The 16,374-nt window shown below is 71.7% G+C and carries 14 protein-coding genes and 1 pseudogene; 11 read left to right on the top strand and 4 right to left on the bottom strand.

What is annotated here, in order from left to right; translation table 11 throughout:
• Positions 1–48: 48 nt before the first annotated feature.
• Positions 49–816 (bottom strand): annotated as a pseudogene (locus ACFVFH_RS12055) (alpha/beta fold hydrolase); the annotation flags it as partial.
• A gap of 534 nt (positions 817–1,350) precedes the next feature.
• Here ACFVFH_RS12055 and ACFVFH_RS12050 point away from each other — a divergent pair.
• The 10 genes from ACFVFH_RS12050 (at position 1,351) to ACFVFH_RS12005 (ending at position 11,134) form a co-directional block, all read left to right on the top strand.
• Entirely contained in the window at positions 1,351–1,983 is a 633-nt protein-coding gene (locus ACFVFH_RS12050) for a TetR/AcrR family transcriptional regulator (protein ID WP_383766213.1), read from the top strand.
• Between the two features lie 89 nt (positions 1,984–2,072).
• Positions 2,073–3,215, top strand: coding sequence for a hypothetical protein (locus ACFVFH_RS12045; protein ID WP_383766211.1), 1,143 nt, complete (start codon positions 2,073–2,075; stop codon positions 3,213–3,215).
• 485 nt (positions 3,216–3,700) lie between these two features.
• Positions 3,701–4,927 carry an ATP-binding protein gene (locus ACFVFH_RS12040; RefSeq protein ID WP_383766210.1) on the top strand — a complete coding sequence of 409 codons (1,227 nt, stop codon included), beginning with the start codon at positions 3,701–3,703 and terminating at the stop codon, positions 4,925–4,927.
• The gene (locus ACFVFH_RS12035; protein WP_266417211.1) at positions 4,924–5,328 is read left to right on the top strand and encodes a roadblock/LC7 domain-containing protein; all 405 of its coding nucleotides are present in this window, start codon (positions 4,924–4,926) and stop codon (positions 5,326–5,328) included. Before ACFVFH_RS12040 ends, ACFVFH_RS12035 begins: the two co-directional genes overlap by 4 nt.
• Entirely contained in the window at positions 5,325–5,699 is a 375-nt protein-coding gene (locus ACFVFH_RS12030; protein ID WP_329921768.1) for a DUF742 domain-containing protein, read from the top strand. Before ACFVFH_RS12035 ends, ACFVFH_RS12030 begins: the two co-directional genes overlap by 4 nt.
• On the top strand, positions 5,674–6,267 hold the full coding sequence (locus ACFVFH_RS12025) for an ATP/GTP-binding protein (protein WP_383766209.1): 594 nt from the start codon (positions 5,674–5,676) through the stop codon (positions 6,265–6,267). The genes ACFVFH_RS12030 and ACFVFH_RS12025 overlap by 26 nt, the downstream gene beginning before the upstream one ends.
• 119 nt (positions 6,268–6,386) lie before the next feature.
• Positions 6,387–7,781 (top strand): cytochrome P450, encoded by a 1,395-nt coding sequence (locus ACFVFH_RS12020; RefSeq protein WP_383766207.1) that lies wholly within the window; start codon positions 6,387–6,389, stop codon positions 7,779–7,781.
• Positions 7,782–8,237: 456 nt separating this feature from the next.
• Positions 8,238–9,368: a cytochrome P450 gene (locus ACFVFH_RS12015; protein WP_383766797.1), complete on the top strand. Its 1,131-nt coding sequence runs from the start codon at positions 8,238–8,240 to the stop codon at positions 9,366–9,368.
• Positions 9,365–10,144: an enoyl-CoA hydratase/isomerase family protein gene (locus ACFVFH_RS12010; protein ID WP_383766205.1), complete on the top strand. Its 780-nt coding sequence runs from the start codon at positions 9,365–9,367 to the stop codon at positions 10,142–10,144. Before ACFVFH_RS12015 ends, ACFVFH_RS12010 begins: the two co-directional genes overlap by 4 nt.
• Positions 10,145–10,360: 216 nt before the next feature.
• Positions 10,361–11,134: an alpha/beta hydrolase gene (locus ACFVFH_RS12005; protein WP_383766204.1), complete on the top strand. Its 774-nt coding sequence runs from the start codon at positions 10,361–10,363 to the stop codon at positions 11,132–11,134.
• Between the two features lie 138 nt (positions 11,135–11,272).
• Here the strand turns inward: ACFVFH_RS12005 and ACFVFH_RS12000 are convergent, their stop codons facing one another.
• The 3 genes from ACFVFH_RS12000 to ACFVFH_RS11990 form a co-directional block, all read right to left on the bottom strand.
• Complete coding sequence (locus ACFVFH_RS12000; protein ID WP_383766203.1) at positions 11,273–11,626, bottom strand: hypothetical protein; 354 nt, start codon at positions 11,624–11,626, stop codon at positions 11,273–11,275.
• 182 nt (positions 11,627–11,808) lie between these two features.
• Entirely contained in the window at positions 11,809–12,168 is a 360-nt protein-coding gene (locus tag ACFVFH_RS11995) for a hypothetical protein (RefSeq protein WP_383766201.1), read from the bottom strand.
• A 220-nt stretch (positions 12,169–12,388) separates the two neighbouring features.
• Positions 12,389–13,606, bottom strand: a complete 1,218-nt coding sequence (locus tag ACFVFH_RS11990) for a hypothetical protein (RefSeq protein ID WP_383766200.1) — start codon at positions 13,604–13,606, stop codon at positions 12,389–12,391.
• A 390-nt stretch (positions 13,607–13,996) separates the two neighbouring features.
• Between ACFVFH_RS11990 and ACFVFH_RS11985 the strand changes: the two genes are divergently transcribed.
• Complete coding sequence (locus ACFVFH_RS11985; protein ID WP_383766199.1) at positions 13,997–16,198, top strand: MMPL family transporter; 2,202 nt, start codon at positions 13,997–13,999, stop codon at positions 16,196–16,198.
• Positions 16,199–16,374: the final 176 nt, after the last annotated feature.

Genomic DNA, 16,374 nt, shown 5'->3' with positions numbered 1-16,374 from the left:
CTCCCCGGAAGCGCGTGAGTCCCGGTCCTTGCCGCGCGGGTGGCGCGGTCAGGCGTCGGTGGCGGCCCGGTTCACGGACGGGGCGCGGGAGTCGACCTCCGCCATGAAGGCCAGCATCCGGGCGTTGACCAGGTCCGGGTGGTCCACCTGCGGCCCGTGACCGGTCGCGGCGACGATCTCGGCGCGGGCGCCGGGGATCAGGCGGGGCACCCGCTCCAACTGCCGCCGGGGACGGACCAGCAGGCTGCGCCTTCCCATGATCAGGTGGAACGGGGTCCGGACGGAGCCCAGTTGCTCGTCGGACAGCGGCAGCGGGGCGGGCCTGCGGATACGGAAGGCCCGTACGCCCGCCCGTACCATCGCGCGCAGCTCCGGCACGACCAGGACCGGCTGTTCCAGCCAGGCCGCCAGGCGCGGGCGCAGCGCCTTGGGCGCGGAGGTGGCGAAGAGGCTGGCGAAGATCCAGACGAAGAAGCGCAGGCCCACCTTCTCCAGCCCGCCCGGATCGAGGGCGGTGACCGAGGCGAGCCGACCGGGGCGCAGGTGCGCCTGGTTGATGACCAGCCAGCCGCCGTAGGACGAGCCGACCAGGTGGACCCGGTCCAGGCCGAGCGCGTCCAACGCCTCGTCCATCCACTGCGCGGCGCGCTCGGGCTGCCACATCGGCTCGCGCTGCACGCTGCGGCCGGGATCGCCGGGGGTGTCGAGGGCGTACACGGGGCGGTCGGCGGCGAGGGCCCGGGTGTTGGGGTACCACTGCGCGGAGCAGCCGCCCGAGCCGTGGATCAGGACCACGGGCGTGCGGTCCCCGGCGGATGTGTCCGGGCCGGCCTGACCCGACACATTCGCCCGACCAACCGGATCGGACACCTCGGCCGGGACAGCCGGGGCCGCCGGGACAGCCGGGGTCGGAGGGGAAGAAGGGGCCGGAGGGGCCTCTGGGTCCGCCCGGACCGCCAAGCCAACCAGACCCACCGGGCCCACCGGACCCACCGGACCCGCCGGATCGACCGGACCCGCCGAACCTCCCGAGCCCCCCGGGCCGTACCGGTACACGTGCGTGGTGCCGAAGGCGGTCTCGACGTCGGTCTCCGAGCAGGCCGGCGCGCCCAGCGCATAGACGGCCTCGCAGGCGGCGAAGTAGCGGTCGCGCAGGGTGTCGTTGACATAGCGGCCGACGTCACGGCGGGCACGGGACGCGTTCTCGGGCACAGCGGCACCTCCGATGAGGATCCGGCGGGATCGATTCTTCGTGATACGACCGTACCATTATGGTGGTACGGCGGTACCATGAAGACCTCCGGACAGCCGGGGTACACAGCCACCACCGAGGGGCGAGGACACGGGAGCATGCCGAAGCGCGTGGACCACGAGGAACGTCGGGGCCAGATCGCCGAGGCGCTCGTCCGGGTCGCCGGGCGGCGCGGACTGCACGCGGTCGGCATGCGGGACGTGGCGGCCGAGGCCGGCGTATCACTGCGGCTCGTGCAGTACTACTTCGGCACCAAGGAGAAGCTGCTGCTCTACGGGCTCCAGCATCTGACCGACCGGTTCACGGAGCGGGTGGGCGACCGCCTCCGGGCCGCCGGGGCGGACCCCGGTCCGCGTGCGACCGCCGAGGCGCTGCTCCTGACCTCCCTCCCCACCGACGAGGAGAGCCGCACCTTCCACCTCCTCTACACCTCGTACGCGGTGCTGTCCGTGACCGACGAGGCGCTGGCCGCCCAGCCGTTCACCGCCCGCCCCGACGCCGCCGAGGACGCCCTCGCCGCACTGCTGCGCCGGGGCCAGGAGGCCGGTGTGGCCGATCCCCGCGTGGACGCGCGCACGGAGGCCATCGGGCTGCTCGCCATGGCGGCCGCCATGGGCACCAGCATCCTGGTGGGCCAGCGCGATCCGGAGTCGGCCGTCGAGGTGCTGCGCCACCACCTGGACCGCATCTTCACGCCTGCGGACGACAGCCCCCCGACACCCTCGCCCTGACGCGAGCCGCCCCCCGCCACCGCACCGACCCGGGCCATGGGCGGGCGGTCGGGGTACGCACACTGGTACGGGCAAGGAGTCATGTGCGGGTGAACGGGGAGACACGGATGGAGAGCTGGACGCGGCGGCATCGCGGGTGGCTGTGGGGTTCGGTCGGCGCACTGGTCGTCCTGGTGGCCGTCGGGGCCTCGGTCAGGGCACCGGTGAAGGACTGGTGGCTGGCCCGCGAGGCGTGCGGCGGCGAGCTGTCGGGGGACGATCTGAAGACGGTACGGACGGGTGTGCGGCTCGGCTCGGAGACGGAGTCCTTCGACGAGGAACGCGGCGCCTACCACTGCGTGCTGAAGAGCGACCGGGACAAGGTCGTGGTCGCCGTGGACACCTACCCGGCGGGGGCGGACCGGAACGAGGAGCTGTCGTTCGTCGCCCGGTCCTACGCCCCCCACGCCGTACTGCCCGGCGGGCTGCCCGGCTTCGAGGACGAGTACAGCCGCGTTCTGCTGATGCCCGAATGCCCGCGCGGCAAGGGCTCCTCGGGGAAGCCCCGCAGGCTCCTGGTGGGGACCTGGGCCTACTTCGCCGAGAGCCGCGAGGAGAAGGCCGCCATGCTGCGGCTGGCGGTGCGCATGACCAACGTGGTGACCGGGAAACTCGGCTGCGGCGGCGCCCCGTTGCCCGCGCCGAAGGACGGGGCGGTACCGGACACGGGTGCCTCCGTGCCCCGCGCGGAGGCGAAGGGCACCGCCTGCGCCGCGCTCGCCACCACGCGCGTCCCGGCGGAGGGGCGCGACGGAACGGTCCGCATCGCCGTCGCCGACGGCGGGGTCCTCGGGCGGTGCACCCTGCGCGCGCCGGGGACGGACGGCGACGGCGCGAAGCCGGGAAGGCCGCTGGTCGAGCTCACCGGCTGGCGCGGGGACTGGGGCACCGTCCCGCGCGAGGCCGACGCGGACGACGACTCGTCGCCGTCGGGCGGGGACGCCGCCCGACGGCCGGTGCTGACCGATTCACTGGCCTGGGCCACCGCCACGTGCGGGGGCGAGGACGTCGGCTTCACCGCGCGCTGGGGGGAGGACTACTTCCACCGGAAGTCGGGCGAGCCGTCCGGCCCGCCGACCGACGCCGAACGTAAGGAGCGGCGCGCGCTGCTGGGTGAGTACGTGACCGCGTTCGCGAAGGACCAGGTACGGCGCGACGGCTGCACGGCGCTACGACTGCCCGCGCACCCCTGAGACGCGCACCTCTGAGACACACACCCCTGAGACACGCGCTCCTGAGGCAGAGACCCCTGAGATGGGTACCCACGCGAAGCAGAAGCAAAAGCAGAAGCAGAGGCAGAAGCCCCGGGATGTCCCACCCCCGAGCGCAGTCGTCGCGGCGCCCCCGCGCCCCCGCGAATCTCCTGTTCAGGCGGCTCGTGGCGTCGGGCGTCCGGGCATACGGCATGCTGTGACGGGGCTCGCTTGTGAACATTCGGCGTCAACAGTGCAACTGGCGTGTCCGTCTTGACAATTGCCCACCTGACCGATGTTAAGATCATCTTACTTCCAGTGGGCTGATGGCATATGGGGGCATTCCGGGAGGGATGAATTCCTCGGCCCCACACCCGGAGGGGCCCTCCCTGAGTGGCGCGGACCGTGGCCGGACCAGCCCGGCGCCGTGACACATGAGGGAGCGTCAAGCCGTATCCATAGCCATGGCACTTGAAGTGAGTCTCATGACATTTGCACAGGGCCCTCTTCTGTGGGCACTGGTTGTCGTCGCGCTGGTCGCCGTGGGTGCCGTTCTGCGGGCTCGCAGGACCAACATCGGACTGCGCAGACAGAACGCGGACCTCCATCAACAACGCGATGTGCTACAGAGGCAGCGCGACGAACTCCACGTCGCCTACGCGGGGCTGACGCACCAGCACTCCGCCGAGCTCGCCGACGTCCGCAAGGACGCCGAGGAGGAGACCAAGGCGGTCCTCAAGGCCGCCGTGCGTACCCTCCAGGGCCTCGCGGACGAGCAGCAGGTGGTCATCGAGAACGCCCAGCGCAAGTACGGCGACGACCCCGGCATCCTGGCCGACCTGATGGCCATCGACCACGCCAACAGCCAGTTCGGCCGCCGGGCGCAGGGCATCGCGGTGCTCTGCGGCGGCTGGCTCGGGCGCCGGGAGACCGTCGCTTCCGTCTTCGACGTGGCCCGCAGCGCCCAGGGCCGCATCCGGCAGTTCGACCGGGTACGGGTCAACGGGCAGGTGAACTTCTCGGTCGTCAGCAGGGCCGTGGAGCCCGTGGCGGTCGTCCTCGCCGAGCTGCTGGCCAACGCCACCAACTACTCCGCCCCGGGCGCCCCGGTGGAGATCAACATCCAGGCGGTCCCGACGGGCGTCTGCCTCATCGTCGACGACGCCGGTCTCGGCATGGGCCAGGAAGAGAAGGACCGCGCGGCGGCCCTCCTCTCCCCGCAGGCCGCGATCAGCGTCTCCAGCCTGGGCATTCCCCCGCAGTTCGGGTTCGCCGTCTCCGGTCTCCTGGCCGCCCGTTACGGGTTCAAGGTCTCGGTGGACTCCGTATCCCCCTATGGAGGCGTACGCGCGGTGGTTCTCCTGCCCGACGAACTGCTCACCGGCGATGTCCCGTCGCCGCCCCCGGTCGCCGCCGAGCACCATGACGCGGACGTGGCGGCGCTGCACCCGCGTCAGGCGCCCGCGCCGTCCCCGACCCCGCTGTTCCCCCCGGTCGCGCAGTCGGCCGCCGCTCCGCAGCCCTTCGGATCCGCCACCACCGCAGGCGGCCTGCCCAAGCGTCGTCGCAAGAGCCCGGTGTCGGTCGTGCCGTCGGCCGAGCCGGAGCCGGTGCGCAGCAGCGAGGAGACCGCTTCCCGTCTGGGCGCGTTCCAGCGCGGAACCCGGTCCGGGCGTGACACGACGACGATGGAAGGACCCGAGTTCCAGTGAACCCCGATCTGTCCTGGGTGCTCAACGATGTGCTCCAGGTACCCGGCGCCCGGCACGCGATCCTCGTCTCCGCCGACGGTCTGCTGCTGGCCAACTCCAGTGAGATCGGCCGGGACGACGCGGAGACCGTGGCGGCCGCGATGAGCTCCATGCAGTCGCTGAGCCGGGCCGTCGCGCCCTTCATCGGCGCCCAGGCCCCGGGCCGCTGGCGCCAGACGCTGCTGGAGTACGACCACGGCTGGATCTTCCTGATCGCCGCGGGCACCGGCGCGTATCTGGCGGCCGCCGCCGCAGCCGACGTGGACATGGAGGCCATGTCCTTCCGCATGCAGCAGCAGGTCACCGCGCTGGGGAAGGCGATGACCACACCTCCCCGCCAGGACGCGGGAATCGACGTATGACGGCGCCGGGCGAGGAGCAGGCCGTCAACAGCGGGTTCGTCCGGTCCTACGTCATCACCGGCGGGCGCGGCCTGCCCGATGCGGAGGAGCTCTCCCTCGTCACCCTGGTCACCATCGCGCCCGAGCGGCAGCCGCCCCCGAACCCCAGCCCCGAGGTCCGGGCGATCTGGGAGCTGTGCTCGGGCGGCTATCTGTCGGTGGCCGAAGTGGCGGGTCACCTCGGCCAGCCGGTCGGTGTGGCACGGCTGCTGCTGAACGACTTAGCGGAACAAGGTCATCTGATGCGCCGCAAGGCGCCGCCGCCGGCCCAGCTCGTTGACAGGAAGATCCTCGAAGAGGTGTTGCATGGACTCCACGTCCGATTCGGCTGACCGCAGCATCTATGTGCCGGACGCGGTGCAGCGTGCGGCGAAGATTCTCGTCGTCGGGCACTTCGCCGTGGGCAAGACGACCCTGATCGGCACCCTCTCCGAGATCACGCCGCTGCGTACCGAGGAGCGGATGACCCAGGCCGGGGCGCACATCGACGATCTGAGGGGCGCGCCGGACAAGGTGACCACGACGGTCGCGCTGGACTTCGGCCGTCTGACGCTCAGCGACGAGCTGGTGCTGTACCTGTTCGGTACGCCGGGCCAGCAGCGCTTCGTCGAGCTGTGGGAGGACATGGCGCGCGGCTCGCTGGGCGCCCTGCTCCTGGTCGACCCGGCCCGTCTCGCCGACACCTTCCCGGTGATCGACCTGGTCGAGACGTACGGGCTGGAGTACGCGGTCGCGGTCAACAGCTTCGATCCGTACTCCCGGCATGCCGAGGAGGAGTTGCGCGAGGCGCTCGATCTGCTGCCGGACACCCCGGTCGTGTACTGCGACGCCCGGGACGAGAAGTCGTCCGCGCAGGCCCTGATCACTCTCGTCCAGCACCTTCTGGCACACGTGGCCTGAGGAGCCGCCGGCCCGCTGCCGCTCCGGCGGCCCCGGGCCGGGCCATGGCTCGCGGCCCCGTTCTCCGTCAACCGTCCGGGCCCCGTTCGGGGCCCGCGATCACATCGAGGAATCAACACATGGACTCGTCGCCGGGATCCACCCCGTACAGCGCCCCCAGCGGGTGCCCGATGCGCGGTGAGCGACAGACCTCGCTCTACGGGCCGGAGTTCGCGTCCGATCCGCAGCGCGTCTACGACGCGTTCCGGGCGCACGGGCTCGCCGCCCCGATCGAGCTGGCCCCCGGTGTGGACGCCACCTTGATCGTGCAGCACGAGGCCGCGCTCCGGGTGCTTCAGAACCCGTCCTTCTTCGCGCGCGACGCCCGGCGCTGGGCCGCGCTGCGGGAGGGCCGCGTGCCGCTGGACAGCCCGGTGCTGCCGATGATGGCGTACCGGCCCAACTGCCTGTTCACGGACGGCACCGAGCACCTGCGGCTGCGCAAGGCGGTCACCGAGAGTCTCGGCCGGCTCAACACCACCCGGCTCAGCCGGGACGTGGAGCGGATCGCCGACTACCTCATCGACCAGTTCATCGAGCGCGGCAGCGCGGACCTCCTCGGCGACTACGCCAAGCTGCTGCCGCTCCTGCTGTTCAACCAGCTCTTCGGCTGCCCCGGCGAGATCGGGGACCGGCTGACCCGTGGCATGTCCGCGATCTTCGACGGCGAGGACGTGCTGCGCGCCAACGCCGAGCTGACCGAGTGCCTGATGGAGCTGGTCGCGCTCAAGCGGCGCAACCCCGGCGACGACATCACCTCCTGGCTCATCCAGCACCCGGCGGGGCTGCGGGACGAGGAGCTCAAGGACCAGCTCGTCATGCTGATGGGCGCGGGCATCGAGCCGGAGCGCAATCTGATCGCCAACGCGCTGCTGCTCATGCTGTCCAACGACGCCGGGGCCGGGCAGCGGCGCGGCACCGGGATGCTGGTCGAGGACGCGCTCGACGACGTGCTCTGGAACAACCCGCCGATCGCCAACTACGCGACGCACTACCCGGTCCAGGACATCGACCTCGGCGGAGTGACGCTGCGGGCGGACACCCCGGTACTGATCAGCTTCGCCGCGGCGAACAGCGACCCCGCGCTCACCGACGCCCGCCAGACCCTGAGCAAGGGGGCGCACCTGGCCTGGGGCGCGGGCCCGCACGTCTGCCCGGCGAAGTCCCCGGCGCAGCTCATCGCGCTCACCGCGATCGAGAAGGTCCTCAACTCGGTGCCCGACCTCGCCCTCGCGGTGCACCCCTCGGGTGTCGAGTGGCGGCCGGGCCCCTTCCACCGGGCCCTGGTGGCGCTGCCCGTCGTCTTCACCCCGGCCCCGGCCCGCCGTACGGCCGCCGCCCCGGCGGCGCAGTCGCCCGTACCGTCCCGGAGCACCGCCCCGGACGAGACACCGGCCGCGCACTACGACCACGCGGAGCCGCAGAAGAAGACGAAGGGCTGGTGGAGTTCCTTCCTGGACGTGTTCCGGGTCTGACCGCCGCCCGCCGGCACGGGGGCACGGGCCTCCGGACACGAGGAGAGTCCCCCGGTACGGGCCTCCGGGCGCGAGGCCCGTCCGCCGGCGGAGGTTCCGGAACGTGACGAATGTCCCTCCGGGGACACGCCGGGCGTGCGGGACGCGGAAAACGGCCATGCGGCCCCGTAACGGCCGTGACTCAGGAGGGAGTTGGGACGCACGAGACAAATGACAAGGGGCCGCACCAGGGTTTCTCTGTGATACGGGCAACAACAATCCACGCATGGCTGGCATATGCGGAGGGGTAGGTTCTGCCGGTAACCATGAGCCCAGGCCAAGGAACTCTGCGTGAGCGCTGTATGTGGCACAGACAGGCCCCCCGTCGACCGCCGTGCCCTCATCACCCTCCTGAGACGCCTCAAATCGCCCGAAGGGCAGGCTGATCCCTACCCTTTGCTGGCCGACCTGAGGGCGATGGGCGATGTCGTACGCGCTCCCTGGGACGCCTACTTCGTCACGGGTTACGACGCGTGCAGCGAGGTGCTGCGCGGCCGGAACTGGCTGGCTCCCGACTTCGCCTGGCAGGAGCGCCAGGCGGACACCGAGCGCTGGGAGGCCGTCGCCACCCAGGAGATGACCAAGACCCTCTCCCGGCTCAACGCCCCCGAGCACACCTGCCAGCGCCGCAGCCTCGGCAACCTCTTCGACCGGTCGACCATCAACCGGCTGACCCCCCGGGTCGAGGAGCACGTCACCCGGCTCCTGGACGATCTGGCCGAGAAGCTGCGCCAGGGCGAGGCCGACTTCGTCAGCACCGTCAGCGAACAGCTCCCGATCAGCACCATCGGGTCCTGGCTGGGCATACCGCCCGAGGACTACGCCCACATCCTGGAGATCACCCACAACCAGGTGCACGCCCAGGAGCTGCTGCCCACCAAGAGCCAGCTCGCCGTGTCCGCCGAGGCCACCGCCCAGCTGCGCCACTACTTCACCGCACTGGTGGAAGAGCGCCGGGCCAACCCCCGCAACGACGTCCTGACCGGCTGGATCCACACCTGGGACGCCCGGGAACCCGACCGCGCGACGGCCGACGAGATCCTCTACCGGCTCACCATGTTCGTCACCATCGCCTCCCTGGAGACCACCGCCACGCTGCTCTCGGCCATGGTGGAGCTGCTCATGAAGGAGCCCGGCCGCTGGGCCTGGCTCGGGGAGAACCCCGGCTACGTCGACGCCGCCGTCGACGAGGTCCTGCGGTACGACCCGCCGATCCACATCAACACCCGGATCGCGGCGGACGACACCGTGCTGGCGGGCGTCCCGATCGCCAAGGACAGCATGGTCCACGTCATGTACGGGGCCGCCAACCACGACCCCCGGCGCAACGAGGACCCGGACACCTTCGACGTCCGGCGCGGCGGTACGCATCTGACCTTCGGGGGCGGGGTGCACTACTGCCTCGGCGCGGCCCTCGCCCGCCTGGAGGCGCGCACCCTCCTCACCCAGCTGCTGAAACGGTTCCCCACCCTGCGCACCGTCGCACCGGCCGACTACGCGTCCCGGCTGGTCTTCCGACGGGTCACCTCGCTGGGCGTGGCGATATGAAGCTCTCGCTCGCGCAGTACCTGTCCCCGCAGCGCCGGCCGAGCACGGTGCGCACCGAACGCGAGGGCGCCGTCCTCCGCGTGGAGCTGAACTCCCCGGACACCGGCAACGCGGTCACCGAGGCGATGCTGGACGATCTGCTGACGGTCCTGGCCGTACCGGACCCCGACATCCGGGTCCTGGTGCTCAGCGGGGCCGGGAACGACTTCTGCCTCGGCGGCGACCGCGACGAGTTCGCCGACTGGCTCGACGACGACCCCACCGGGCGGGGCATCCGGATCGCCGGTGAGAAGGCCCGCCGGGTCTGCGAGGCGATCTCCACCAACCACGCCGTCACCATCGCCCGCATCCAGGGCAAGGCGATCGGCGCGGGCCTCGCGCTGGCCCTCGCCTGCGATCTGCGCGTGGGCGCCGACACCGCCGGTTTCCGGCTCCCGGAGCTGGCGCTCGGACTGCCCACCGCCTGGGGCGGCGTACTCCCCCGGCTCATCCACGAGGTCGGCGCCGCCCGCGCCCGCGAACTCATCCTCACCGGCCGCGCCTTCGACGCCATCGAGGCGCACGAACTGTCGGTCCTCCAGCGCATCGTGCCCGAGCGGGAACTCGACGACGCGGTCACCGCCTGGGCCAAGCCCATCGTGCGCCGCCCCGAGGCCGCCCTGCGCGTCACCAAGGCACTCCTCAACTCCTACGCCGCCCCGACCCGCCTCGCCGACCCGTCCGTACTCGACGCCGAACTCATGGCCACCGTCGCGGCGGCGACCCGGCGGCGCTGAGGGCCGCCCCGGAGCGGGCCGTGGCGGAGGAAAAGGGTTGGGCGGCGCAGCCACCGGGCTGGTAGTTTGCGCATGACCGTGACACCGCCCGAGGAGGTGAGACCCATGAACGCAGTATCGATGTGGGTGCTCCCCCTTTCCGTCACGGCCGTGCGATTGACGTAGGTGTCGCCGGGAGCGCCTCCGCTTCCAGGCACTCCCGAAAGGGCAACACCTATGAACTCTCTTCACTTCACCGCCGAATCGGCCTCCGACGGCGTGGTCGAACGCGACTTCACCGTGGACGGGATTCCCGGCGTCCTCTGGTCGCCGGCCTCCGGCGCGGCCGGGCGGGCGCCTCTGGTCCTGATGGGCCACGGCGGCGGCGCCGACAAGAGGCACCGCGCGATGCTGGGCCGCGCCCACCGTCTCGTGACCGGCTGCGGCTTCCATGCCGCCGTCATCGACGCGCCCGGCCACGGCGACCGGCCGCGCTCCGCACAGGACGAGCAGGACGTCGCCGAGCTGCGCCGGGCGCAGGCGGCGGGCGAGTCGGAACGCCCGGTCGTCGTCCGTTACAACGCCCGGCTGGCGGAGACCGCCGTGCCCGAGTACCGGGCGGCCCTGGACGCGCTCCAGGAGCTTCCGGAGATCGGCGCCGACGGGCCGGTGGGGTACGTCGGCCTCGGGCTGGGGTCCGCGATCGGGGTGCCGCTGGTGGCGGCCGAGCCCAGGATCACGGCCGCGGTCTTCGGGATGATGTGGCCCGACGCCCTGTTCGAGGCGGCGGACCGGATCACCGTTCCGGTCGAGTTCGTCATGCACTGGGACAACGAGCGCATCCCGCGCGAGGACAGTCTGGCCCTGTTCGGCGCCTTCGCCTCGCGGGAGAAGTCGTTGCACGCCAACGCGGGCAGGCACCTGACCATGCCCATGTTCGAGGTCGACAGCTCGGTCCGGTTCTTCGCCCGGCACCTCGCCCCGGCAGGCACCTCACCCGCCCGAGCGTGAGCGGTCGCGGCGTCCGGCCCGCCGGTGGGCCGGACGCCGTGGCTCCGGCCCCGGGCGGCCGGGACGGGTGAGAGCACGGCAGCGCTCCCGCGCCTTCGTCCGGTGCGGGAGCGCCGCCGTTCCGCGTGAGGGCTCGGCTCAGCAGTTCACGGTGAGACCCGTGACGCGGTTGTTGCCGTCCAGCGGGCGGCTGGACCAGGCGTCGACACGGTCCCAGGACCGGTCCGCGTAGTGGACGACGAACGGATTGCCCTGGGCGTAGCCGTAGTCGTAGAAGTCATTGATCGTGTGGTAGCCGCAGCCGTCCACATTCCAGATCACCTTGCCCGAGCTTCTGTCCGAAAGCTTGATGCACGCCCGTCCGAAGTCGCACGAGGTGGACCAGTACCCGCCCCCGGCGGCGGAGGCAGGGCCTCCCGTGAGGGCGATCGTGGCTGCCGTGGCGGTGGCCAGGGTGGCGGCCCATGCGGTGATTCGGCTGGTCGGTCGCATCTCGGATCCCCTTTTCCAAGGTGGCGTTCTTGTCGTGTGGAGTGGGCGGGACACAGCCCCCCGTGACTGTGTCCCGTTGTGTCCTGCTGTGCCCTGCCGGTGTCCTGCCGCGAATCGGGGCGGCGGTCAGCGGTCAGCGGTCAGCGGTCGGCGGTCAGCGGTCGGCGGTCAGCGGTCGGCGGTCAGCAGAGCACGTCGACGCTCGTGACGCGGTTGGTGCCGTCCAGCGGGCGCTGCGCCCCGTACTCGACGCGGTCCCACCTGCCGTCCGCGTAGTGGACGTCGAACGCCCGGCCGCGGGAGTAGCCGTAGTCGTAGTAGTCGTTGATGCCGTGGACCCCGCAGCCGATCATGTTCCAGTACGGCCCGCCCGGCCCCTGGCGTCCGAGCGACAGCCTGAGGCACGCGTTCGTGGAGTCGCACGAGATGGACCAGTACCCTCCCCCGTTGGCGGCGGCCGGGCTTCCCGCGAGCGCCACCGTGGCTCCCACGGCGGTCACCAGGGTCGTGGCCCAGGCAGTGATTCGGCTGATCGGTCGCATCTCAGATCCCCCATCTCCCGAGGTCGGATTTCCCGCCCCGGTCCGGTCCGGTCCGTTCCGTTCCGTTCAAGGTCACCAGGCACGGACGCCCCTCTGTGCGAGCAGGCGCATGCCCGCTCGTCCAAATCTGCCGGGCGGCGCGAGGAGATCACATGGGGGGTTCTGCGTATTGACAGACGCATCCCGGTCGGACCCCGATCGGACCCCGGTCAGGACCCGGTCAACTCCCGGCCGGTGATGACGCCGTCGCCGTCGCCGTGCCGTTGAGCTGGGCCACGCGTTCGCGCCAGGGGAGGGGTTCCGGCTCCGGTTCCGCTGCGGCGGCCGCCCTGCGGCAGGAAGGGCATTCGGCTTCGCCGAACAGCGGGCGGAAGACGTGCGGTTCGCCGGGGCCCGAGCATTCGGTGAGTTCGGGGAGGGGCGGTCGCTCGCCGGGCGGCGGTTCCTGGACCAGGGGTTCGGGGAGCTTCCGGTCGAGGCGGTAGCGCAGGAAGCCGACAGCCGAGCGGACGCCGTCCTGCGGGCGTTCGGCGAGCAGGGCGTGACGCAGGTCGGCTTCGCTCGCCCCGCGTTCGAACCACTTGACGGCCTGCACCGCGAGTTCGCGGGCCTCGGCCACGCCCAGGCTCAGTTCGCGGCGGATGTGACGCAGGGAGAGCAGGACCCGTTCGGCGCGGGCGAGTTGAGCCCGGTTCGGCGCACAGGGCTGTGGAAGCGGCTCGGATCCCGGATCCGCGGGTGGCCGCGGGATCGGCTCGGGTTCCCGATCCGTGACGGCCTCAGGTTCGGGAGGGGGGTGGGGAGTTGTCTTATCGCTGTGGTCTTCTACCGGTCCATAGTCACCGGCCGCCCGAGTGGTCGGCCCGCCGACCGTCGGAAACTGCCCACTCGGTGGCGCGGCCGGAACCTCGGGGGCGGGCACCCGCAGGAGGCGTAACGCCTGTTCACCCGTCAGGGGGGCGTTCGTGACGAGCTGTTCGGTCAGCCAGCGGCCGCCCTCGGCCTGGCTCCGCCGCTCGTGCACATAGCCGTTCTCGACGAGCAGGCGCTTCGCCTTCTGGTACGAGCGGCCCTTGATGCCCAGCTTGTTGGCCAGTTCGCTCAGCGGCTTGCTCGTGGCGTCGCCCGGGAGCCCCTGGACGTACAGGATCAGGATCTTCGCGTCACTGTTCAGACGCGGATGACGTACGACATCGTTCGATGCCTTCGTATAGCGCACGGACGGCGCGATAACATGGCGCAGCATTTCCGGTGGCCTCGCAGCTCCACTGGTGGTGTAGGCCCTCGGATTGGTGTTGGTGCACCGCCGAGGGCCGCCCCATGCGCGCAGAAGCGCACAGAGGGTGATGACGCGGTCACGGTAACGCATATCGTGCATCTCCCGCCACGCGGACGGCACTTCACGTCTGCGGCACCTCGCGCGCACGGCGCACTTCACGCGTACAGCACCTCGCACGGACGGCACTTCACGCGTACGGCACGTCGTGCGGACGGCACTTCACGCGTACGAGGACCACCGCCGGGGCCCGGCGGCGCCTCGCGGCGACACACCCGGTAGCGCACCCTGCGGCACACCCGGCGGCGCCTCGCGAGTCCGCGTACGTCAGAGCCCCTGCGTACGCCGACAGGCCCGCGTACTACAGCGGCAGTACGTACGACTCCGTGCGGGGCGACGACGACGATGACGCCCTCGTTCACGAAGGATCGAGGTATTCCTCCGGCCCGCCCCGCCGCCCCGCGCCCGGCGCGACGCGGCCCCGCACGGCCGGAGCCCGCGGCACCGCGCCGCGGTCCGTCGCCCGATCCAGAGAGACTGGAGCGCCTCCTCGTGGCTACCTTCCTTTACCGGCTAGGCCGCTTCTCCTTCCGGAGACGCCGGCTCGTCGCCCTGCTCTGGGTGGTGGTCCTGGCCGCCTGCGCCTTCGCCGCGGCCAAGGCACCGACCGCGCCCGAGGACGGGTTCTCGATGCCGGGGACGGAGTCGCAGAAGGCGTTCGACCTGCTGGACCAGCGCTTCCCGGGCAGCAGCTCGAACAGCGCCGACGCCCGGATCGTCTTCGTCGCACCCGAGGGCCAGAAGGTCACGGCGGGCCCGAACAAGGCGGCCGTCGAGAAGATCGTCGCGGACGTGGCGGGCGGCGACCAGGTCAAGGGCGCCCTCGACCCGTTCAAGATGGCCGGGGCGGTGAGCAAGGACGGCACCACCGCGTACTCCACCATCTCGTACACCGTGCAGAACGTCGATCTCACGACCGCCACCACCGACGCCCTGGAGGACGCCGCGAAGGCCGGGCGGGACGCCGGGCTGACCGTGGAGCTCGGTGGTTCGGCCCTGGTGGCGGATGCCGAGCTGGGCGGCACGACCGAACTCGTCGGCGTCGCCGCCGCCGCGGTCGTCCTGCTCATCACCTTCGGTTCGCTCGCCGCGGCGGGCCTCCCGCTGCTCACCGCGATCGTCGGCATCGGCGTGGGCGTCGCCTCGATCGTCGCCATCGGGATGTCCACGACCACGACCACGCTCGCCCTGATGCTGGGGCTCGCGGTCGGCATCGACTACGCCCTGTTCATCGTCTCGCGCTACCGGACCGAACGCGCCGATGGCCACGCGGCCGAGGAGGCCGCCGCACGGGCGGTGGGAACGGCGGGCTCCGCCGTCGTCTTCGCCGGTCTCACCGTCGTCATCGCCCTGGCGGGCCTCTCGGTGGTCGGCATCCCCGTCCTGACCAAGATGGGCCTCGCCGCGGCGAGCACCGTCGTGATCGCCGTCCTGGTCGCCATGACCCTGCTGCCCGCGCTGCTCGGCTTCTTCCAGAAGGCCGTCCTGCCGCGCACCGAGCGCAGGGCGCGGGGCGGACAGCGCGCCAGGCAGGACCGGCCGAACCTGGGCACCCGCTGGGCCCGCTCCGTGATCCGGCGGCCGCTCGCGGTCCTGGTGCTCGGCATCCTGGGCCTCGGCCTGATATCGGTGCCCGCGCTCGATCTCCAGCTCGGCATGCCGGGCGACGAGTCGAAGCCCACCTCGACCACCCAGCGCCGCGCCTACGACGCCCTGGCCGACGGCTTCGGCCCCGGCTTCAACGGGCCGCTCACCGTCGTCGTCGACGCGAAGTCCGCCAAGGACCCGAAGGCCGCCGCGGCTCAGGCCGCGCGGCAGCTCACCGCGACCAAGGGCGTCGTCGCCACGACTCCGCCCGCCTTCAACGAGGCCGGTGACACCGCGGTGATCACCGCAGTGCCCTCCACCGGACCCAGCACCGAGGCCACCACCGAGCTGGTCCACACCATCCGCGACGAGGCCCGCGACCTGAAGTCCCGGTCCGGTGCGACGATGCTCGTCACCGGCGCGACCGCCGTGAACATCGACGTGTCGCAGAAGGTCACCGACGCGCTGGTCCCCTATCTCGCACTCGTCGTCGGCCTGGCCTTCCTGCTCCTGATGGTCGTCTTCCGCTCGCTGCTGGTCCCGCTCAAGGCGGCGCTCGGCTTCCTGCTCTCCGTGACGGCGGCCTTCGGCACGATCGTCGCGGTCTTCCAGTGGGGCTGGCTCGCCGACGCCCTCGGCGTCGAGCAGACCGGACCGGTGATGAGCATGATGCCGATCTTCCTGATCGGTGTGGTCTTCGGCCTGGCCATGGACTACGAGGTCTTCCTCGTGACCCGGATGCGGGAGGCGTACGTCCACGGGGAGCGGCCCGGCGAGGCGATCGTCACCGGGTTCCGGCACAGTGCCCGGGTCGTCGGGGCGGCGGCCGTCATCATGATCGCGGTGTTCGCCGGGTTCATCGGGATGGACGACTCGATGATCAAGATGATGGGCGTCGGCCTCGCCGCGGCCGTCTTCTTCGACGCGTTCGTCGTCCGGATGACGATCGTCCCCGCGGTGCTCGCCCTGCTCGGCGACCGGGCGTGGTGGCTGCCGAAGTGGCTGGCGAAGGTCGTGCCCGAGGTGGACGTCGAGGGCGAGAAGCTGAGCCACGGCGGCCCGGAAGCGGCCCGGCCCGAGGCGCGCCGCGACCCCGTGGGCGTATGAGCCGCGGCGAGGAAGCCGCACGAAGTGACCTCACGTGACGTGAAGTGAAGTGACGAGAGGTGACCGGAGGCCCGCCCGTCGTGCGTGCGGCGGGCGGGCCTTCGGCCACCCCGCGCGGGGGCGCCCGCTGCCGAGGCAGCCGGTCACCCACCGGCCGTCCCGGGCCACCCCGCGCG

This window comes from Streptomyces sp. NPDC057697, from assembly GCF_042799335.1.
Lineage (GTDB): Bacteria > Actinomycetota > Actinomycetes > Streptomycetales > Streptomycetaceae > Streptomyces.
The sequence above is the reverse complement of the archived record's forward strand: the minus strand, read 5'-3'. Positions and strand labels throughout refer to the sequence as shown.